Source organism: Acinetobacter sp. AM (assembly GCF_003105055.1).
Lineage (GTDB): Bacteria > Pseudomonadota > Gammaproteobacteria > Pseudomonadales > Moraxellaceae > Acinetobacter > Acinetobacter tibetensis.
The window spans coordinates 25,741-47,779 of the sequence record NZ_QETG01000028.1; the positions used below are offsets into that span (position 1 = coordinate 25,741).

At 39.5% G+C, this 22,039-nt stretch carries 14 protein-coding genes and 1 pseudogene; 1 reads left to right on the plus strand and 14 read right to left on the minus strand.

Annotation, left to right across the window (positions count from 1 at the left end; translation table 11 throughout):
- Positions 1-128: 128 nt before the first annotated feature.
- From DCO44_RS13845 to DCO44_RS13870, 6 genes are all read right to left on the minus strand, one after another.
- The gene (locus DCO44_RS13845) at positions 129-1,445 is read right to left on the minus strand and encodes an NAD(P)/FAD-dependent oxidoreductase (protein ID WP_116762872.1); all 1,317 of its coding nucleotides are present in this window, start codon (positions 1,443-1,445) and stop codon (positions 129-131) included.
- Positions 1,446-2,090: 645 nt separating this feature from the next.
- Complete coding sequence (locus DCO44_RS13850) at positions 2,091-4,310, minus strand: OsmC domain/YcaO domain-containing protein (protein ID WP_116762874.1); 2,220 nt, start codon at positions 4,308-4,310, stop codon at positions 2,091-2,093.
- Between the two features lie 428 nt (positions 4,311-4,738).
- Entirely contained in the window at positions 4,739-5,194 is a 456-nt protein-coding gene (locus DCO44_RS13855; protein WP_116762876.1) for a copper resistance protein NlpE N-terminal domain-containing protein, read from the minus strand.
- The gene (locus DCO44_RS13860; protein ID WP_116762878.1) at positions 5,195-7,387 is read right to left on the minus strand and encodes a TonB-dependent receptor; all 2,193 of its coding nucleotides are present in this window, start codon (positions 7,385-7,387) and stop codon (positions 5,195-5,197) included. It abuts the gene before it with no gap.
- A 78-nt stretch (positions 7,388-7,465) separates the two neighbouring features.
- The gene (locus tag DCO44_RS13865; RefSeq protein WP_323581843.1) at positions 7,466-7,867 is read right to left on the minus strand and encodes a DUF2946 domain-containing protein; all 402 of its coding nucleotides are present in this window, start codon (positions 7,865-7,867) and stop codon (positions 7,466-7,468) included.
- A gap of 348 nt (positions 7,868-8,215) precedes the next feature.
- Complete coding sequence (locus tag DCO44_RS13870) at positions 8,216-9,613, minus strand: glutamine synthetase family protein (RefSeq protein WP_116762882.1); 1,398 nt, start codon at positions 9,611-9,613, stop codon at positions 8,216-8,218.
- Positions 9,614-9,956: 343 nt separating this feature from the next.
- On the opposite strand from DCO44_RS13870, the pseudogene DCO44_RS13875 reads away from it, so the two are divergent.
- Positions 9,957-10,081 (plus strand): annotated as a pseudogene (locus DCO44_RS13875) (LysE family translocator); the annotation flags it as partial.
- Here the strand turns inward: DCO44_RS13875 and murI are convergent.
- The 8 genes from murI to DCO44_RS13915 form a co-directional block, all read right to left on the minus strand.
- Positions 10,068-10,868: a glutamate racemase gene (murI, locus tag DCO44_RS13880; RefSeq protein ID WP_116762884.1), complete on the minus strand. Its 801-nt coding sequence runs from the start codon at positions 10,866-10,868 to the stop codon at positions 10,068-10,070. The pseudogene DCO44_RS13875 and the gene murI overlap by 14 nt on opposite strands.
- 118 nt (positions 10,869-10,986) lie before the next feature.
- Positions 10,987-11,910, minus strand: a complete 924-nt coding sequence (hutG, locus tag DCO44_RS13885; protein WP_116762898.1) for a formimidoylglutamase — start codon at positions 11,908-11,910, stop codon at positions 10,987-10,989.
- Positions 11,911-11,920: 10 nt separating this feature from the next.
- Entirely contained in the window at positions 11,921-13,126 is a 1,206-nt protein-coding gene (gene hutI, locus DCO44_RS13890; RefSeq protein WP_116762886.1) for an imidazolonepropionase, read from the minus strand.
- 51 nt (positions 13,127-13,177) lie between these two features.
- Positions 13,178-14,590, minus strand: a complete 1,413-nt coding sequence (locus DCO44_RS13895; RefSeq protein ID WP_116762888.1) for an amino acid permease — start codon at positions 14,588-14,590, stop codon at positions 13,178-13,180.
- A gap of 64 nt (positions 14,591-14,654) precedes the next feature.
- Complete coding sequence (gene hutH / locus DCO44_RS13900; protein WP_003654215.1) at positions 14,655-16,193, minus strand: histidine ammonia-lyase; 1,539 nt, start codon at positions 16,191-16,193, stop codon at positions 14,655-14,657.
- Positions 16,194-16,280: 87 nt separating this feature from the next.
- On the minus strand, positions 16,281-17,960 hold the full coding sequence (hutU, locus tag DCO44_RS13905) for a urocanate hydratase (protein ID WP_116762890.1): 1,680 nt from the start codon (positions 17,958-17,960) through the stop codon (positions 16,281-16,283).
- A 417-nt stretch (positions 17,961-18,377) separates the two neighbouring features.
- A complete protein-coding gene (gene hutC, locus DCO44_RS13910) occupies positions 18,378-19,133 on the minus strand; it encodes a histidine utilization repressor (RefSeq protein ID WP_116762892.1) in 756 nt (251 codons plus the stop codon).
- A 336-nt stretch (positions 19,134-19,469) separates the two neighbouring features.
- Complete coding sequence (locus DCO44_RS13915) at positions 19,470-21,674, minus strand: TonB-dependent siderophore receptor (RefSeq protein WP_116762894.1); 2,205 nt, start codon at positions 21,672-21,674, stop codon at positions 19,470-19,472.
- Positions 21,675-22,039 lie beyond the last annotated feature (365 nt).

Sequence of the window (22,039 nt, forward strand, 5' to 3'; positions counted from 1 at the left end):
GTAAATTTGCGTAAAAAAACTCAAATTTAACCTGATCATTAGCCCAATAACTGAGTAACAATCAGCTCAAATTTGAGCTGGCTATTTATACCGATTTATATCAATAGACTAAATTTTTCTATGAAATATCAATGCATTTTTAATTGCGGTCTAGCCGACTTAGATAACACATCCTTTAACATCAAAATGCTGGTTTTAAATAGCCCGTGCAATGCAATTTGATGAAATCGATACAGTGACATATACATTAAACGAGCAACAAAGCCTTCAATATTGATATTGCCCATGACATGTCCAACACTATTACGGTCACTTAAAGACACGAGTGAGCCTTTATCCTTAAAGACAAATTCTGGAAGTGGCTGAGCTGCGATATAAGCTACCAAGGCTTTTTCCAAAAAAATTGCCTGTTGATTGGCGACTTGAGCACGCGGTGCTAAAGGACGCTCCTTGCCTTCTGGTGTATAACTCGCACAATCCCCCATCGCAAAAATAGAATCATCTCGTGTCGTTTGCAAGGTCGATTTAACAATGAGTTGATTAATACGATTGGTTTCTAATTCGGCAATATTATTGAGAAAATCTGGGGCTTTAATTCCCGCAGACCAAACTTTTAAGTCAGCAGCTAATTGAGTTCCATCATCAAAATAAATGTGTGTTTCATCAATTTTTTGTACTCGACTTTTGGTTCTGACCTGAATACCCATGTTGACTAATTCGGCTTCTGCCAAACTTGATATTTTAGAATTCAGCGCTGGCAATACTCGATCTGCCGCCTCAATTAAGGTAATACACACATTGTCTGGTTGAATACTGTCTAAACCATATTTGCAAAATTGATGCGCTGCAAAATGCAATTCCGCTGCCAATTCAACCCCTGTCGCACCCGCACCAATGATCGCAATATTGAGTAAGCTGTGCTGCGTATCTTCAATTAGGGTATTGGCTTGAGCTTGGAGATATAGATTTAAAAACTCTTTCTGCAAATAATCTGCCTGAGCACGTGAATCCAGACACACACAATGTGCTTTTGCACCCTCAGTATTAAAGTCGTTTGAAGTCGATCCTACTGAAACAACTAAAATATCGTAAGCAATAGAACGAGATGGTGCAATTTGCTCACCTTGATGAGAACTTAATTCTGCAAGTTGAATCTTTTTTTCGGTACGATCAATATTGATCATTTTCCCCAAAAAGAACTCAAAATGATTTTTATTGGCATGGGCAAAGTAATTCAATTCATCATCATGTGAATTCAACGTTCCTGAAGCCACTTCATGTAAAAGCGGTTTCCAAATGTGGGTTAAAGTTGCATCGACCAAGATAATTTCGGCTTTATTTTTTTTGCCTAAACGATTCCCCAAACGCGTAGCGAGTTCAAGCCCGCCAGCTCCACCACCGACAATTACGATGCGTGTCTTACAATTTTTGTTTTCCAGTTGCATTGTTGTTTCTCCAATTGTTTGATGGTTAGGAAACGTCTGATTCATAATCATCAAATAATTTTCTAGCGTTCCGTTGCGCTTAGAGTTGTATCAAAATGTATCGCAAAATAATAAAATACAAATAAATTATAGTGAACATTTATTTAATAAATAGTGTTAAAAATTTAACGAGATTAGAGGCAAGATTAAACTTTAAATATCAGCAACAATAAAATTAAATAGATTTATTTTTATATATTTTTCAAAAACATATTTTAACTAAATTTCAAAAACTCATATAAATTTTATAAAAACAAAGGAGATAAAGTTCTGATTTTTTAATACACAATTCAACTTTCAATTGTTCTTTTTTTGATCTAAAAAGCAATATTGAAGACACATAGAAAAAGTTACCCTCCATTTGGCTTTGCTCATAAGGAGGACTTCCGACATGAATCACTTAGAAAATTATGGTTTTTAAAAACTCAAAATAGCCCCAAATTTTGAATAATTTTTTATATATTGCGTTTAAAAGTCAGTCATTAATATATAAATCTTGGTGCTTAAATAAGACAGTTTTTAATTATGATAGCAAGAAAAAGTCACACCCCTTTTTCAAGAGGTATGACTAAAATTATTAGGTTTACTGCAACTGAATTAAATCAATTAGACCAACAATTCAGCTTTGGCAAGATTCGAATATTTGGCACGTGCAGCATGTAATTTCTGATAACTATCAAGTAAACGTTGATGACGATCTAACCCTTCAAGTTTCATACTGGTTGGCGTTAAACCATAGAATCGAACGCTACCATCGACTGAACCCACTGCTGCATCCATGTGTTCATCACCAAACATACGACGGAAATTGACTTCATAATCTTCAAGTTCCATTTCATCATCCAGTTCAACTTCTAACACGACATTTAAACATTGGTAGAATAAACCGCGTTCAACCGTATTGGTGTTGTATTGCAAGAAAGTTTCAACCAGATCTTTGGCTTCTTCAAATTGCTGTAAAGCCAAATAAATCATCAGCTTGAGTTCAAGTATCGTGAGTTGTCCCCAAACCGTATTGTCATCAAACTCAATGCCAATCAGGGTTTTGATGTCGGTGTAGTCATCCAACTCGCTTTCTTCTAAGCGTTCAACCAAGGCTTCAAGCTGCTCATCATCTAAACGGTGTAAATTCAGCGTGTCTTCACGGAACCACAACGCCTTATTGGTATTGTCCCAAATTAAGTCTTCAACCAAATACACTTCTGAATAGCCAGGCACTAAAATACGGCAAGCTGTAGCACCTAAATGCTCATAAACAGCCATATAAACTTCTTTGCCCATATCTTTTAGGATATCAAACAAGATTTTGGCTTCATCGATATTTTTCGCATGTCCTTCAGCACTAAAATCCCAATCGACAAAATCATAATCCGATTTCGCACTAAAGAAACGCCAAGACACCAAGCCACTCGAATCGATAAAGTGTTCTACGAAGTTGTTCGGCTCTGTGACTGCCTGCGAACTAAAGGTTGGACGTGGTAAATCATTTAGTCCTTCAAAACTACGACCTTGCATTAATTCCGTTAAGCTACGTTCAATCGCCACTTGCATATTTGGATGCGCACCAAACGAAGCAAATACGCCACCAGTCCGTGGATTCATTAAGGTGACACACATCACTGGGTACTTTCCGCCCAATGATGCATCTTTCACTAAAATAGGGAAACCTTGCTCTTCTAAGCTTTTAATCCCTTCAATGATGCTTGGATATTGCGCCAGTACATCCGCTGGTACGTCTGGGAGTGCAATTTCACCTTCAATGATTTCACGCTTCACCGCACGTTCAAAAATTTCAGATAAACACTGGACTTGTGCTTCGGCTAATGTATTACCTGCACTCATACCATTACTTAAATATAAGTTTTCAATCAAATTGGTTGGGAAGTACACCACTTCACCATCGGACTGACGTACATAAGGCAATGAACAAATACCACGCTCAACATTACCCGAGTTGGTGTCATATAAATGCGTGCCTAAAAGTTCATTTTCAGGATCATAAATTGCTTTGCAATACTCATCCAGAATCTCTGGTGGTAATTCACCATTTGGCCCAGGTTGGAACCATTTTTCATCTGGATAATGTACAAATTCGGCATTGGCAATTTCTTCACCCCAGAATTGATCGTTATAGAACAAATTACAGTTCAGACGTTCAATAAACTCGCCCAAGGCTGAAGCTAAAGCACTTTCTTTAGTTGCACCTTTACCATTAGAGAAACACATTGGAGAATGCGCATCACGAATATGCAACGACCACACATTAGGTACAATATTGCGCCAAGACGCAATTTCAATTTTCATGCCTAAGTTTGCCAATAACCCAGACATATTGGCAATAGTTTCCTCTAAAGGTAAGTCCTTGCCTGTGATATGAGTCAAGTGCTCAGACGCCAGATTCGGCATTAAAAGCGCTTGTGCATCTGCATCAATACTTTCAACTTCTTCAATGACAAAATCAGGTCCTGTTTGAATCACTTTCTTTACTGTACAGCGGTCAATCGAACGTAAAATCCCTTGGCGGTCTTTTTCTGAAATATCGGCTGGCAGCTCAACTTGGATTTTAAAAATCTGTTTATAACGGTCTTCAGGATCAACAATATTATTTTGTGATAAGCGGATGTTATCGGTTGGAATGTTACGTGCAAGGCAATAGACCTTAACAAAGTAAGCGGCACACATCGCTGAAGAGGCTAAGAAATAGTCGAATGGTCCTGGGGCTGAACCATCGCCTTTGTAGCGAATAGGTTGGTCAGCAATTACAGTAAAGTCATCAAATTTAGCTTCGAGTCGAAGATTATCGAGATAATTGACTTTAATTTCCATGTTGGCACCTAATGATGCTTATATGCCTACACCAGACAGATAAGCGTCGAAAATATTGAATTAAAAGCAGAATGCAATGAAGAAATTGGTTTGCAAAAAGAATCAGCCAAAGGCTTGGAGCTGATTAAAAAACGGCTTAACGAATGCGCGTAGATTTTACAGATTTCTGGCTCAAAGTGGAAATGCTATCTTGAGATTTATGCATTTTTCCCCATAAGCCCGTACATTTTAAATATGCACTATATTCAATTGTTAGGTTTTTCAAAAAACACGTCCAAACAATATGTATAGCATTCACTGTGCAGATGAATCATGTATTCATGAAACATCGTGATATTCCCCTGAATTTTCAAGGAAATATCAAAAGTCTATCTTTCGGTTAATTCGATCCATGTAAGCTTGGCATCACAATTTTGATGACAATATGCCTAACTCAATTTCTCTAACTGAAAATCTTCAAATGCATCAAATGGTCGACCCGAATTAGGGTCAATAACTTCCACATAATTTTGCCCCCATACGATGAGGTTGCGCTCTTTCACACCATGAAGTTGAATCTGGAGCTTTCCATCATCATTAAATGCAAACTTCCCATTAAAAGTTTCAGACTTCTTGTTGCCGCTATTGGCTGTCCGCACCAATTCAAAGCTTTGATCCTGATTTAATTTCAGGTCAATTGTGGATCCTTCACAGCCATCACAGAATGTAGGACAAGTCACGCATGGCGTAATGCCTCGGTATTGCCCCACCCACAGTTGCAATTGCGGATCTACAACTTTTATCGATTTTTCAGTTTCACTGGTTGAATGTTCAGCTTGTTTTGACTGGCTACAGCCCAAACATACACTGGCAAAAACGAATGAACACAGTAATGTTTTTTTCATTTAGAATGTCCAGTTCAAGGTAGCGGTTGCCTTAAGTGGTTCACCAGGTTGAACCCAATTATTGGTATAGCTTGCAACGTAATAATCTTGATCGAAGAGGTTATCGATATTCAATTGCACGCGTAAATCAGGACGAAGTTGTGCATACGCACCCACGTTTACAACCGTAAAATCAGGTAAGCTCGTACCGTTATCAATATAGTTTGCGCTGCGCTTGCCATAATAATTCACATGACCAATCAAACCTGCCTCATATCCTGCAAGGTTGAATTGGTAATTTGCACTCAAATTTGCCGTATGCTTCGGGATATTCTTTAATCTTGCCCCTTTTGCCTCAACCTCACTCTCAACTATAGATGCATCCGTAAACGTATAATTTGCATTTAAACGCAGATGATCTGTGAACTGGTGTTGTAATTCAAATTCAACCCCGTGGCTTTGCACGCGTCCACTATCGACGTAACTATCACTAATCCCTTCGGTTAAAAGATGCTGTTTATCTAGATCAAAATAAGTGAGTCCCAACCAGCTTTTTGCTCGAAATTGATATTTTGCACCGACTTCCCAACTTTCAGTTTTCTCAGGATCATACAAGTCATTGTTTTTATTTAATCCTGTATTCAATTCAAATGCTTTACCCCAATTCGTATAGAAAGACAGTTTCTCAGTTGGCTGATAATTGATTCCTGCACGCGGAGTAAATGGTGTGAAATTTTGTTGAGCTGATTTAGATGTTTTTGGATCGGTATAGTCATCAATTTTTTGATCCAAATAATTGTATCGACCACCAACCAGAATATTCCATTGATCGTTTAAGAAGATTTGATCTTGTAAATTGACTCCAATAATATTTTGAGTCTCAAAAGTTTCTTTAGTAACACGAGTTAAAGGCAGAATATTTTGACCATATACTGGAACATAAATATTAATCTCACTTAAATCACCTTTAGTACTTCTTCTTTGAAGTTGATCAATCGTGTAATGGCTTGCTTCGAAATTTGCAACCAGTTCATGACTTATAGTACCTGTGTCTACTTTACCACGTAATATGGACTGAAATTGAGTAGTGTCTGTTTCAAATTGGCGTGAACGACGGAAACGCTCTACTATAGCAGGATCATCCTTCTTAAATGATGCAATTTCAGTCGACGTACCCGCTCGCTCACCATGACTATAAGTAAGAGCTGTCGTGTTGTTCCAATCATCATTAAATGCATGATTCAAACGCAGTTGAACCATTTGATCTTGAATTTCAATATCGCCGTCGCTGGGTTCGCCTAAAAATGTTTTTTTGTTCAGCTTCAATTGCCCATTAACCATTGGAATACCTCGGTCGAATACCCCTTTCGATTGAGCAAACTCGGTATCCAAATTCAACTGGGTTTGCGCTGAAAGCTTCCAAGCCAGTTGCGGCGCAATATAATAATGTTGATTATCCACCTGATCTCGAAAGCTCTGATTATTTTCATAAGCCAATCCCAGTCGATAAGCCACATCCTGATTCATTGCACCTGTGGTATCCAATGCAGCACGATATTCTTCAAAGGTACTACCACTTAGACTTAGGCTATTTATAGATTCCCATTCGGGCTGTTTGGTGGTGATATTCATAATCCCACCAATTGCGCCTTGCCCATACATCGCTGCCATCGGGCCTTTTAGGAAATCAATCGCTTGGATATTCACCATATCTCGAGGTGTATGAATACCGCTCACCGAACTTAAACCATTGCGCATGTAGATGGTGCCCATATTCGGGTCTGTGCTAAATCCTCGAAAAGAATAATTATCCCAAAAACCACCGCCATAACTGTCTTGATAAACCACACCATTGACCAATGACAAGGCATCACTGATCCGCTGAACATGATGATTTTGAATATCCTCATTGGAAACATGGGACTTTGTAAATGGAACGTCTAATAAGTCATGATTAAACTGGGTCATCGCCTGAGATGAGGTGTGTCTTTCATCCTGCTTTTCAGCCGTTAAAGTAATGGTCGACAACTGGGTTGCTTCTGTTTTTGCTTCAACTTCTGCTGCATGACTGGTTTGAGCATTCAACCCAGATATCACACCGAGCATTACACTACATAAAACTTTAAAAATTCGAGGGTTAATCTGTGTTTGAACATGTGACGAAACCATCACGCCATTCCCTTTAAGGAACGGATTTAACTTGAATTGAGACATTTCAATTCCTTTAATGCGTAAAATTCCCTAAGAACTTTCCATGCTTAGAAAAGTTCTCTGACTAAAATGTTGTGAAATTTAGGCAAATAAAGGTGGGGCTCGCCCTTGAGGCGTGAGAAATAGTCGCTGTAAAACAAAAAAGACATGCTTAAATGCTTTTTGGAATGCAAGCATGCGAACTTGCATACGCGTAAAGACTTCTTGGATACCAAGATTCAAATGAGCCACTAAATGCCCATACACCGTACAGAAAATACAGTGATGATCAACAGAATGTTTGTGCTGAGAATCTGAGTGCTGCATGTTTTGCAGATCATGCACAGATTCAGCATGTGAATGATGACTGGTCTGCTGAGTTTCTTTCGTCTGAACTGCTAATTCAGCAATAGTGATACAGACCTGAGCAATTTGAAACTTCTCAGGTAACAGGGGCTGCAAAAAAACTGCAACATGTATCCACATCGCTATTAAAGCGAGCACGAAAGATGCTCTCAACCCTATTCCGTCTAAAATGATGAACGCGGAAAACTAACATAGATGTAATACTTGAATCAATTACCCTGCCTAAAATTCGAAATACTGTTAAAAACTATTCCTTAATCAACCATATCTAATATTGAATCAAAGTGCTATTCAGTTCATTTTTGGAATACCTTGTTCTTTTATCACCATATCAATCGTTTTTTATACTTAGAGAATGCACGATATTTACGCATTCATAATTCTGCATCGACATTTTGAAAATTATATTTCAGGGACAGTTGAGAATCATGCGAGTCAATTCCCTATCAGACGATTCGACTTTATTGATGCGGCTATATTGCAGTTTTAAATATTCCACATTTGTTCTATCGCGGTAATTTGACTATACACATGCTGATGTTCTGCACGTTTGACCGCACACCAAAGTTCCATAAAACGCTTACCCAAATACGTCTGTAAAATATGGTTTTCTTTAAACAAAGCTAAAGCATCCAACTGATTTGTAGCTAAAAAGACACGTTCAGCAGGATCACTCATTTGATTCGTTGCTGTAGGGAGCGCTAAACGATGGGTCAAACCATGTAATGTGCCAATCAACATCATGGCAGTGGTCAAATATGGATTACAGTCTGCGCCTGCCACACGATATTCTAATCGGCTATTTTCAGCATCTGAACATGGAATCCGAATCGCGACATTGCGGTTATTCAGTCCCCAGTTTGCCTCTAAAGGCACATGGTTTCCTTTCTGGAAGCGTCGAAAAGAATTGATATTGGGTGCAAGTATCGCCATGCTTGGTGGTAAAAGTAGAATCAGCCCGCTAATCACTTTTAATAATTCAGAAGATACCGATTCATTTGGCTGCATACGAAACACATTCCGTTTAGCTCGATCTAAAAGGCTCATATGAAAGTGCATACCACTCCCTGCTTTATGAAGATCAGGTTTTGCTAAGAAACTGGCCCTTAATCCATTTTTTAAAGCCACTTGTTTGATCGTGCGCTTTAAAAGCATAATTTGGTCGCATAATTTAAGAATATCATCCATATGCTGAATATTAATTTCATATTGCCCAGCAGATGATTCCGCCACAATGCCCGTAATGTTTATGCCTTGCAAAGCAGCAATATATTCAACTTCATCGAGAACTTGTTGATAGCTATTAGGTGCCTGAACATCAAAACATTGGCTAGATACCATAGTCCTTGCATTTGCATTCAGATCGGATAGGTAAAATTCTAATTCCGCAGCCATACATGGATATAAATGCTGCTTTTCGAGTTGTGCCAATATGTTCTTTAAAATATTTCGTGGCTCATATTCGCAATCGGCGTCCCCTTCTTTCATACTTAATAATAATTGAGCATTCAATTCAGGCTCTAACGGACAAGGCTGTAAACTTCCTAATACTGGTTTACAAAAATAATCTGGCTCACCAATTTGTTTTCCCAATCCAGTTTCTTCTATCACCTCCCCATCTAGGCTCATCGCATAAATTGAGAGCGGAAAATAACACCCTTTACTCAGTTTTCTAAGACTGCTGACATCGATACGTTTACCGCGCATATGGCCATTAATGTCATGCAGACAAATATCAATGTGCTTGGTATTGGGATATCGAGTGAAATAGTTCTCTACTTCATCTAAAAACAATATTTCATCTAAATCCAAAGTTGAAGGATCAAGGGGGATATTTATTCTTGAACTGTGTTGTTTATCTTGTATCGTGAGTAAGCTACTCATTATCTAAACCCTATTCATTTGAATGAACTCAAGATAAATGAGGCATGCCATGAAGTAACGTAAATGTTGCGTAAATTTTTAAAATAACCATATAAAACAAAATATTAAAATTTACTTAACCTTTATTTTATTTGTTTAAGGATGCTTATTTCAGGCTTATGACTGCATGACATTAAATAAAAAAAGCCCGAAATCATTTCGAGCTTTTTTTAAAATCAAACTAAATTTATTGACTGCTTTTGAGTTTCACATTGAATAAAACACAAAGCATTTCATATAACAGGTTCACACCTAATAACGAAATATTGTCTGTAATATCGTAAAAATCTCAGCCGAATCTACTGATGTTGTTTGTGTTTTAGCCAATGACAGCAGTCAAAAATTTACGAAATCAAAAAATCTATATCCATTAAGGGTGGACTCATTTTTACAGGATTAGGCGTTTTTCTTGGCTTTAAAATCCAGTAGTTTCTACAGGTAAATGCGTACCTAATAACGAAAAAGTAACATCAGCGACTTTCAACGGGTCTGAACTGGTCCAGATAATATGATTCCCCTCATTTGGACGTTCAGAGCTTAAATTGTATTGATTGAGCTGCCGAATTAATTGTGCTGTTACAGCTTCGGAAGGCTCAATAATTTGAATATCATGACCCACAATATCCTGAATAGTATTTGATACAAATGGATAGTGTGTACAACCTAAAATAATCGTATCAACTTTTTGCTCGACTAGCGGCGCTAAAATATTGTTTAAATAGTCTTTAACTTCCGCCGTGTGTGCTTTGCCATTTTCTATTTTTTCGGCCAGACCAATACAAGGCACTAAAGACACTTTGATATTTTGTGCGTAAGTTTCGATTAAATTCTTGAGATTTTTTCCCTTAACCGTAGTTGCGGTTGCCAAGACAGCAATATGCTTGCTTTGTGTTATTGTCACTGCCGGTTTTACCGCTGGTTCTATTGCAATAAGCGGCACATTCATTTGCGCTCTGATTGTTTCAATCGCTACAGCCGTCATGGTGTTACACGCAATCACTATCGCTTTACATTTGCCATGATCCACTAGATTTGCAATTAAGTGCGTAGTCCTTGAAACAATCCAGTCACTTTCTTTGTCTCCATAAGGGACATATTTTGAGTCAGCGAAATAGATAATATCTTCATTCGGAAGGGCCTGCCGAATATGCTTAAAGAGAGACAGTCCACCTAAACCAGAATCAATCATTCCAATCGGGCTATTCTTCTGATTCATTATTTTTCCAATTTAAAATTCTAAAAGAAACTATATTTTTCATTATTATATTATATTTTTAGTGCCCTTTTAAATCAGGCCTTAACTGAAGACCTGATTTAAAAATATATTCATTAACTTATTGATTAAACAAATATTGATAAACAATATAAGCAGCCAGTTTTGCTGTTCTATTGTCTAAATCAAATTTTGGATTGCACTCGGCAATATCTAGAAGTTTGATTTTTCCAGTCTCTTGAATATGCTTAAAAATTGCTTCAAAAGTGGCTAAATCAATTCCTTTTACAGCAGGTGCGCTCACCCCAGGTGCTACCGCAGCAGCAAATACATCTAAATCAATCGTAACGTACAAGCAGTCTACTTTTTCAATAAAAGCATCAACCGCTGCAAGTACGTTGTTCAGGTTAAAAATATTAACCTCATGATCACGTAAATATGAGCAATTTAGAGCATCGGCTGTATCAAACAAAACTTTAGTATTGGCATGGTTGGCGACCCCAATACATAAATAATTAAACTGTTTTTGATGTTGTTCTGAAAGTCGAGCTGCCTGTAAGAAAGGTGTACCAGAGGTGGCATGATCTGCTTCACGCAAATCAAAATGGGCATCGAAGTTAATAATGCCTATTTTTTTATCTGGCGCGTGGGCTTGTACATATTGGAATAAACCGCTAAAGCTACCAAATGCAACTTCATGTCCACCGCCCAATACAATCGGCTTTAAACCATTTTGTAGGCTAGTTGCGACTTGCTCCGCCAACTCTGTTTGGGCTTGCTCTAAATTGTCATATTCACAGGTCACTGTGCCCAAATCGACAATACTGACTGGACGATGAATAGGTAAATTGGCAAGCTGGTTACGGATTGCATCTGGCGCATCGGCAGCACCGACTCGACCTTTATTACGTTTCACGCCTTCATCAGAGCTAAAACCAATCAGCGCAAATTCGGCATGTTGGGTTTTATTCATAATATGGTGAATACGTTGGTGTGCTTCACCTTCGCCATCATGGCGACCTTGCCATTTAAATGTGTGATTCATGTGACACCGTTTAAAAAATAACTTCTTGTCCATGCTGAATTACTCGCTTAGGTAAATCTCCACCAAGCCAGTAAACAATTTCAGATGGATGCTCAATATCCCAAGCCACAAAGTCAGCGACTTTACCCTGCTCCAGACTGCCGTGCGTTTGCTCTAAACCGAGTGCTTGTGCAGCATGAATGGTGACACCAGCCAATGCTTGCTCTGGAGTTAAGCGGAAAAGCGTGCTTCCCATATTGAGCATTAAACGTAAAGAAAGTGCTGGAGATGTACCCGGGTTTAAATCACTCGATAGCGCAATACGCACACCATGTTTAATTAGACTTTCAACTGGTGGATATTGTGTTTCACGCAGCAAATAAAAAGCACCCGGCAACAGAACAGCAACCGTACCCGACTCTGCCATTGCTTTGACATCGTCTTCGGTCATGTACTCTAAATGGTCGGCTGACAAAGCATGATAACGTGCTGCCAAGCTTGAACCACCTAGCGATGAAAGCTGTTCCGCGTGAAGCTTAACGGGTAAATTTAAAGACTGTGCTGTTTTAAAAACACGTTCAACCTGAGCAGGTGAAAATGCTAAATGCTCACAGAATGCATCAACTGCATCGACTAAACCTTCAGCATGCAGTTTAGGCAACATTTCTGTACAGATATGCTCGATATAAGCATCGCTTTGGTCTTTGTACTCTGACGGTAAAGCATGTGCAGCTAAACAGGTGCTTTTTACCGTCATCGGTAAAGCTTCACCAATTTGACGAATCACACGCAGCATTTTGCGCTCATTTTCGTAATTGAGCCCATAGCCAGATTTGATCTCGATGGTTGTTACACCGTCTTGTTGCATACAGCGAATACGTTTAAGTGCTGAATTTAATAATTGTTCTTCGCTGGCTTCTCGGGTTGCACGCACTGTACTTGCAATGCCACCACCGCTTGCTGCAATTTCAGCATAGCTCACACCTTGCAAGCGTTTTTCAAACTCAACACTACGGTTGCCACCAAATACACTATGCGTATGACAGTCGATGAACCCTGGGGTAACCCAAGCGCCTTTTAAATCAACTGTTTCGGAATATGTGTCGGTAGGAAGTTGTTGTTGTTTTCCAATCCACTGAATGAGATGCCCTTCTGTGACAATTGCAGCATCTTCAATGTAGGAGTATTGCCCATTTTGCATGGTCGCAATGTGGCAATTTTGCCAAAGTTTTTTCATTAGCCTTTCCTCAAAACTGCCTAACAGTTAAACCATTGGGCAGTTCATTTGTTAGCTTTCTATCTCAACATTTTGATGGATAGGATTACTTTTCTTGCCCAAGTTCTGGTCTGGTTTTACCCATATGCGATAAGCAATAGTTAAGAGTACAAGCCATGTTATACCTACATAAATTGCAGGACGCGAATCAGGGAAATAACCCATCATGACTAAAATGAACACCATAAAACCAATTGCGAACGCAGGTGCATATGGCCAACCCCATACAGGGAAATCAAGTGCTTTAATTTCAGCCATAGATAATTTACGGCGCATTGCCACTTGCGAAAGCAAAATCATGAGCCAAACCCAGACGGTTGCAAAAGTCGCAATTGATGCAATGATCATGAATACATTTTCAGGAATAAGGTAGTTCAGTACCACACCCGTCAATAGCACACCAGCCATCACCACAACAGTCATCCATGGCACACCATTACGTGACAATTTTTGGAAAACTCGAGGTGCTTGACCACGGTTTGCCATGCCATAAAGCATACGGCCTGCGCCAAATACATCACTGTTAATTGCTGAAACAGCCGCTGTAATCACGACAATATTTAAAATATTTGCTGCTGATTTAATGCCTAAATTTTCAAAAATCTGGACAAATGGACTACCTTGGCTACCAATTTGGTTCCATGGGAAAATCGACATCAGAACAAAAATCGTGAGCACATAAAAAAGTAAAATACGAACCGGAACAGCATTAATTGCTTTTGGCAAAGTCGTTTTCGGATCTTGAGACTCACCCGCTGTAATGCCAATAATCTCAATACCACCAAAGGCAAATACAACTACAGATAAACATGCCACCAAACCTGCAATACCATGCGGCATAAAACCGTCATAAATCCATAGGTTTGAAATACCCGGTACGAAATTGCTATGATCAGCCTGGAAGCCATAGAACATAAGCCCTAAACCACCTAGAATCATGGCAACAATGGCAGTAACTTTGATAATGGATAACCAGAATTCGAGTTCACCAAAAACTTTAACGTGAATTAAGTTAATAGCGCCTAAAAACATAATTAACGATAAAATCCAGATCCACCGTGGTACATCGGGATACCAGAATCCCATATAAATACCAAAAGCAGTGACATCGGCAAGTGCAACAATCACCATTTCAAAAACATAAGTCCAACCTGTGGTGAAACCTGCCAGTGGACTAATGTACTGTGATGCATAGTGGCTAAATGAACCAGATACAGGGTTATGGACAGCCATTTCACCCAGTGCGCGCATAACAATATAAATTGCAATCCCTGCAACGATATACGCTAGTAATACTGAAGGCCCAGCCATTTTAATGGCAGTTGCCGAACCATAGAAAAGCCCAGTTCCAATTGCTGAGCCCAATGCCAAGAAACGAATGTGACGGGTGTTCAACCCCCGCTGTAGTGTGGAGTTTTGTGACATTATAATCTCCAATCCTTGAGGATATTTAGTTAGATTCGGCCACTCCATGTGACCGTTTTATTAATCACACTTCAGATAAACTAGGGAGTAGGTTTGGAATAATTAACTCGTTTAGACAACCACTCGAAAGTAATTCACTTGCCTGTTCAATATCAGGAGCAAAGAAACGGTCTTCACTGTAGTACGGCACTTGAGCGCGCAAGATTTTACGGGCTTGTTCAAGTTTAGGCGAGCTTTTTAACCCTTCACGGAAGTCTAAACCCTGACAAGCGCCTAACCATTCAACAGCTAGAATGCCGCGAACGTTATCGGCCATTGGCCAAAGTCGTTTACCTGCGTTAGGTGCCATTGAAACATGGTCTTCCTGATTCGCTGAAGTCGGTAAACTATCAACACTCGCCGGATGTGCAAGCGCTTTGTTATCACTCGCAAGCGCTGCTGCTGTAACTTGAGCAATCATGAAACCTGAGTTAACGCCACCATTTGCGACCAAGAACGGTGGAAGCTGTGACATGTGGCGGTCCATCATCATGGAAATACGACGTTCTGAAAGTGAACCAATTTCTGCAATTGCCAATGCCAGATTATCTGCCGCCATTGCTACAGGTTCTGCATGGAAGTTACCACCAGAAATCACATCACCTTCTGCTGCAAAAACAAGTGGGTTATCAGACACTGCGTTTGCTTCAATTGCTAAAACTTCAGCAGCCTGACGGATTTGAGTTAGACATGCACCCATCACCTGTGGCTGACAACGCAATGAATACGGGTCTTGAACTTTGCTACAGTCTTCGTGTGAATGCGCAATTTCACTTGATTCTGTTAAGAGGTCACGATAAGCCGCAGCCACATCAATTTGACCACGTTGACCACGTACTTCATGAATACGTGCATCGAACGGTGAACGTGAACCAAGCATTGCTTCAACACTTAAACCACCGCATACAGTTGCAGCAGCAAATAAATCTTCAGCTTCAAACAAACCACGTAAAGCATAAGCGGTCGAAACTTGTGTACCGTTTAGAAGTGCCAAGCCTTCTTTAGCTGCTAAAGAAATTGGCTCTAAGCCTGCAATTTTTAAAGCTTCAACTGCTGGTATCCATTCACCTTTATAACGCGCCTTACTTTCACCCAACAAAATCAATGACATATGCGCAAGTGGTGCCAAGTCACCCGAAGCACCTACTGAGCCTTTAAGAGGAATGTGCGGATAAACTTCGGCATTAATTAAAGCCAACAACGCATCAATGACTTTACGGCGAATACCTGAGAAACCACGTGCCAAGCTATTTGCTTTCAATAGAATAATTAAACGAACCATTGCATCATCAAGTGGCTCACCTACACCTGCTGCATGTGAAAGAACCAATGAACGCTGTAATTGTTCTAAATCTTCAGGAGCAATCTTGGTTGAAGCAAGTAAACCAAAACCTGTGTTAATGCCGTAAGCTGTACGTCCTTCATTTACAATCTGTTCTACACAAGCCACGCTTGCGTTGATTGCAGCTGAAGCACTGTCATCTAATTTAACTTTAATCGGGTTGAGGTAAGCTTGACGTAAATCAGCTAAGGTTAATTTTCCCGGTTGGATCAATAATTCCATGTTGGCTTCCTAATTTTTGGCACTATATTCTGCTGAGACGGTGCTTTTCACAATTGCAAAAAGCACCGCTAGTTTTTCCATGTGTTTTTATTGAGTGATCATTGGCAAGTTTAAGCCTTGCTCTTTCGCACAGTTAATCGCAATTTCATAACCTGCATCGGCATGACGCATAACACCTGTTGCAGGGTCATTGGTCAGTACGCGAGCAATACGTGCAGCAGCGTCATCTGTACCATCACACACAATCACAACGCCTGAATGTTGAGAGAAGCCCATACCTACACCACCACCATGGTGTAGAGACACCCAAGTTGCGCCGCCTGCTGTATTTAACAATGCATTTAATAAAGGCCAGTCTGATACTGCGTCTGATCCATCTTGCATTGCTTCAGTTTCACGGTTTGGACTCGCAACTGAGCCTGAGTCTAAGTGGTCACGTCCAATCACAACTGGTGCTGATAATTCACCACTACGAACCATTTCGTTAAAAGCTAAGCCAAGTTTTGCACGTAAGCCTAAACCCACCCAGCAAATACGCGCTGGTAAGCCTTGGAAGCTAATGCGTTCACGTGCCATGTCTAACCAATGATGTAAATGTTCATCATCCGGAATTAACTCTTTCACTTTGGCATCTGTTTTATAAATGTCTTCTGGGTCACCAGAAAGCGCTGCCCAACGGAATGGACCAATACCACGACAGAACAATGGACGGATATATGCAGGTACGAAGCCAGGGAAATCAAAAGCGTTTGCTACGCCTTCATCTTTCGCCATTTGACGGATGTTATTACCATAGTCAAATGTTGGAACACCCATTTTTTGGAAATCTAGCATCGCTTGTACATGCTTCGCCATCGACTGTTTTGCAGCTTTTACAACAGCTTCTGGTTCTGTTTTCGCACGTTCACGGTATTCATCCCAAGTCCAGCCTACTGGTAAATAGCCATTCAGTGGATCGTGTGCACTTGTTTGGTCGGTTACCATGTCTGGACGTACACCACGGCGCACAAGCTCAGGTAAAATTTCAGCAGCGTTACCATGAAGTGCAATTGAAATAACCTTGCCTTCTTTCGTGTAACGGTCAATACGAGCTAAAGCATCATCTAAATCAGTTGCTTGTTCATCTACATAACGCGTACGTAAACGGAAATCGATACTTGCTTGTTGGCATTCGATATTTAAAGAACAAGCACCTGCAAGTGTTGCAGCTAAAGGCTGAGCACCACCCATACCGCCTAAACCAGCAGTAAGAACCCAACGACCGTTTAAATCACCATTGTAATGTTGGCGACCTGCTTCAACGAAAGTTTCGTAAGTACCTTGTACAATGCCTTGGCTACCAATGTAGATCCATGAACCTGCTGTCATTTGACCGTACATTGCGAGTGCTTTTGCATCTAGCTCGTTAAAGTGTTCCCAGTTTGCCCAGTGCGGCACAAGGTTTGAGTTTGCAATTAAAACGCGTGGTGCATCTTTATGAGTTTTAAACACACCTACTGGTTTGCCTGATTGAACTAATAAAGTTTCATCAGTTTCAAGATTTTTTAAAGTATCTACAATTTTGTCGAAACATTCCCAGTTTCGTGCTGCACGGCCAATACCACCGTATACAACCAACTCTTTCGGGTTTTCTGCAACGTCCGGATCAAGGTTATTCATCAACATACGTAATGGCGCTTCAGTTAACCAACTTTTTGCATTGAGCTTTGTACCACGAGGTGCGCGAATTTCTACATCACGAAATTTTGTTGTCGTTGTTGTTGTCACAGGCGGACTCCTTTCCTTTTCAAAAAATTAATATCCACAAGAAATTTCTTATGGAAAATCACATGTTCATACTTGTATATACATATATATACTATAGATTTTTTCTTTTATACAATAATTTTTTTAATTTTCCATCAACCCATTAATTTAAATACAAAAAAAATGCATAAGATGACTTATGCATTTCCAAAATATGCTTAAAATTTCAATCATAAAGTTTAAAACTTGTATAGCTTTACGCTGTTTAATCATCTTGCATGATTAACGAACTAGAGTAAAAAAGTTGCAGGCTATGCTAGATGAGCACTCAAAATTGAATGAGTCACTCCTGAAAGTTGGAATTTTTATCTTGTTTAGATAAAGCTGCGTACTGAGATATAAGCAACTTTAAATACGTATTTTCATCCATCCGTTGCTTTACGGATTAAACTTACCTTCCAAATGATATCGATTGCCTGGATAAATCAAACGCGCACTAGAAATGAGGTTTTTATTTGACCATGTTCTACGTTGAATAAATAAACAAGGTTCTGCCTTATTGATTTTGAGCCATTTACACTCTTGGGCAGATGCCAAAACTGCTTTTACAATATGCTCTCCCTCAGTCACTGGTGAATTTTGCATTAAGTAAGCATTCGGAGTTATTTGAGAAAAATCTTGTTTTAAATAATTCGGCACCAAATATGAATTGACCAATCTATCTTCAATTTGCACAGGAATATCATTTTCATAATGAATAATAATCGAATGATAAAGTAGCTGACCTTCTTGTACCTCCATTTGCAGGCTTTGTAATGCATTTGCCTGAAGACTTTCCAGAACAATGACTTCGGCACGATGCTCATGCTTTCGCGCTTGAATTTCATCAGCAATATTATTGATTTGAAACAACGAAGTTTGTCCTTGCCCCTCTGCGACAAAAGAACCAACCCCTTGAACTCGAACCAATACCCCTTCTGCCGTTAGCTCCCGTAGTGCACGATTAATGGTCATGCGACTACAACCCAACTGGTTGACCAATTCACTTTCAGACGGAATTTTTTGATTGGTCGACCATAATCCTTGATTAATTTTAGTGGTAATTAATTGCTTAACACGCATGTAAATCGGGATTGGACTATCTGCATCAATGGTCAAATTTAGGTCTTGTTTAGGCTCTTTTTTTATTGCCATGTAATTACTCGATACAGATTAACTTAATTCTTCGCAGTTTACCCTGTACCCCTCAAAAGGTATATACAGATATAGTCAAGTTATTTATAAGTCCTCTAACAACTCCATGTCAGCAGAATTTGATGAAGCTAACTTTAAAAATATTCTTTTATTACTGAAATCCAATATCAAGAGCCTAGCTTCACTTCAAAGTTTCAATATGGCTGTTCGAAATTTATAGAACTGAAAAAAGTAAATAGGTTTATAAAAGTGTGCTTCAACTTTAAAATAAATAAGGGACATTCATCATCTGACAAATGTCCCTCAAGTAACTTCTTCAACATCTAAAATGTAAAATTAGAAATTCACTGTCCATGAAAATTGAGCTGAACGTGGTACGCCTAAGAATAAGTAATCATCCCCAAAGAAACTCCCTGCATCACGCCAATATTTCTTGTTAAACACGTTATCAATATTTAAACGCAGCGTATTGTCATAACCATAAGCGCGGAAGTTATAAGCTGAACCAATATCGAACACAGTAAAACTTGGAACTTTGACCGTACCTGCTTTGTTGGCATATTTGTCACTACTATATTGCATACCTGCCAACATTCTCAGCCCATCTACTTGTGGCACTGCATATGAAATATGGCTCGCAAAACGTAATTTCGGCACATTTTGTGTTTGATGCCCAGTATATTCAGCCGCATCAATACCTTTAAGTCGTGAATGAATAAAAGCCATGGTCGATGAAATATCAAGGTTCTGACTTAAACGCCCTTGTACACCCAGTTCCAGACCCAGATTATGCTGTTCACCATCCGTGACATACACATTGTCTAAGTTCGTATATTGATTGTCCTGTTTGAGATCGAACAAGGCTGCGGTGAATAAAAATGCCTGCCACTGCTGCTTAATTCCCAGTTCATATTGAGTTGAATGCACAGGCGCTAAAGTTTCATAAGCATTGCCTTCGATGCCTTTATCAGGATTACCAAACGCCATCCACGGTGCCTGTCCACCGTCACTTAAGCCTTTGGCATAAGAGGCATACACATGCGTTTGCTCCCACGGTTGATACATGACTGCGAATTGTGGCAAGAAGCGATTTAAATTGGTTTCTCGAATGTTACTTCCATCTGCGGCATAAGCATTTTCATCTAAATGTAACAACTTACCGCCCAGTAGAACAGACCATGCTGTATTCAACTTAATCTGATCTAGTACGTTTAAGGCTGTCTGCTGACTATCAAGCGATTTATAGTGATTACCCAAAGCAACATTTGAAGGGCTATAGGTTTCACTATCAGTATAAATATTTCCTGAACCAACTTGCACATTGACTGCATCATACTGAGCATGACGCTTATAGGTCTGTGATAATTCTAAACTTAGCTTATGTTGCCATGTACCTGTCTGGAACTTTCCGTTTAGACCCGTTTTAAACTGATTGGTGAGGTAACTGTCATTTGGACTACGAAAATCATAAATATCGTAATTACCATTTTGATCAAAGGTATTACCTAACCCCGTATACTGACACACAGTACTATAGCAGCCATATGGAAATGCCGAGTAATCATCGACCACTACACGACTTTGTGAAGCGGCCAAATTCCCTGTCCAATTGTCATTGAACTGGTAAGTATATTTTAAGCCAGCATTTAAACTTTCACTGGTAACAGGTTTGCCCCAGCTTTGATAACCAAGTAACCGATCCCATTCCACCCCAGTCGGTACAGTTGTGCCATCAAGTAACTGATAGCCCGGTACTGAACGTTGGCGCTGACGTTGTGACTCAAGATCGAATTCCAATTTTGAACGATCTGACACTTTCCAGTCCAAAGCCAAAGAACCGAATACACGCTGACCATCAGCATGATCCACATAAGGGTGGATTTCTTCTTTTGCAAGATTAATTCGATAGCCAAACTGCTGCTTCTCGCCAAATAAGCCACCTAGATCTGTTGCGACACGATTACCGCCATGACTGTCCCCTTCAATCGTTAAAGAACGGACATTTTCAGGACGTTTCGTGACATAGTTGATTACACCACCAGGCGTTGACATACCACTTTGAATAGCGCTAATGCCCTTTAAAATCTCAACTTGTGCTTTATTTTCAAGGGCTACATTTTGTTGGCCACGAAGTAGATTACCATTCAGTAAATAGCTTGATCCCGCATTGAGCATAAAGCCACGCATCATAAAATTTGAGTAGTAACCAATCGGGGCGTAGCCATCCCCGACTGCTGCATCATTTTTCACCACATCAGTCAGTGTTTTAGCATGTTGATCTGCAATAAGTTGCGCGGTGATGGTCGTCAGTGAAGCCGGAATTTCTGCCTGTGTTTGCTGTGTAAACCCCGTCAAATTCACCTGAGGTTGGTAATACGCAGCCTGCGCGTGTTCTGCCGTCACGGTGATTGTCGCAAGTTGTGCGGTTTCATTTTCATCTGCTGCATAAGCCATTCCTGAACTCAGTCCTAGATATGAAAATGAACCAACCGCCAGTAATGCTTTTTGTAAATGAGAAAATGAAAATGGATACGTATTCACAGTCGTTGCCTAACCCCAAAAGATAATCTTACAGCATGAATTTTCGGGCATGAGTATTCACAATTTTCACGTATAGAACAATGCTTTTCTCAGACTTATTTCTGGTTTTATACGAAATAATCTTATTGAAGTACTCGAGCGAATAAAAACCTAAAACTATTCATCTGAAGATGCATTTTAAAGACTTGAATACAGGAGAAATGTCAAAGCTTTCGAGCGAATAAAGTGAAAAAGCACTAAATAAGTCTTATTATTTTGTTTATATTAGACAACTTGCATAACTCATAAACCGAACAATCATTTGCTGTAATTCTGCACCGACATTTTTTGATATTTCATGCATAATTTATGCATGAAATATATTG

Excerpts from the sequence above, each read along its gene's own strand:
- hutI (WP_116762886.1), bottom strand. The coding sequence starts at position 13,126 with ATGAAAAAACTTTGGCAAAATTGCCACATTGCGACCATGCAAAATGGG.
- murI (WP_116762884.1), bottom strand. The coding sequence starts at position 10,868 with ATGAATCAGAAGAATAGCCCGATTGGAATGATTGATTCTGGTTTAGGT.
- hutG (WP_116762898.1), bottom strand. The coding sequence starts at position 11,910 with ATGAATCACACATTTAAATGGCAAGGTCGCCATGATGGCGAAGGTGAA.
- DCO44_RS13855 (WP_116762876.1), bottom strand. The coding sequence starts at position 5,194 with ATGAAAAAAACATTACTGTGTTCATTCGTTTTTGCCAGTGTATGTTTG.
- DCO44_RS13860 (WP_116762878.1), bottom strand. The coding sequence starts at position 7,387 with ATGTCTCAATTCAAGTTAAATCCGTTCCTTAAAGGGAATGGCGTGATG.
- DCO44_RS13845 (WP_116762872.1), bottom strand. The coding sequence starts at position 1,445 with ATGCAACTGGAAAACAAAAATTGTAAGACACGCATCGTAATTGTCGGT.
- DCO44_RS13870 (WP_116762882.1), bottom strand. The coding sequence starts at position 9,613 with ATGAGTAGCTTACTCACGATACAAGATAAACAACACAGTTCAAGAATA.
- hutC (WP_116762892.1), bottom strand. The coding sequence starts at position 19,133 with ATGGCAATAAAAAAAGAGCCTAAACAAGACCTAAATTTGACCATTGAT.
- hutH (WP_003654215.1), bottom strand. The coding sequence starts at position 16,193 with ATGGAATTATTGATCCAACCGGGAAAATTAACCTTAGCTGATTTACGT.
- DCO44_RS13850 (WP_116762874.1), bottom strand. The coding sequence starts at position 4,310 with ATGGAAATTAAAGTCAATTATCTCGATAATCTTCGACTCGAAGCTAAA.
- DCO44_RS13895 (WP_116762888.1), bottom strand. The coding sequence starts at position 14,590 with ATGTCACAAAACTCCACACTACAGCGGGGGTTGAACACCCGTCACATT.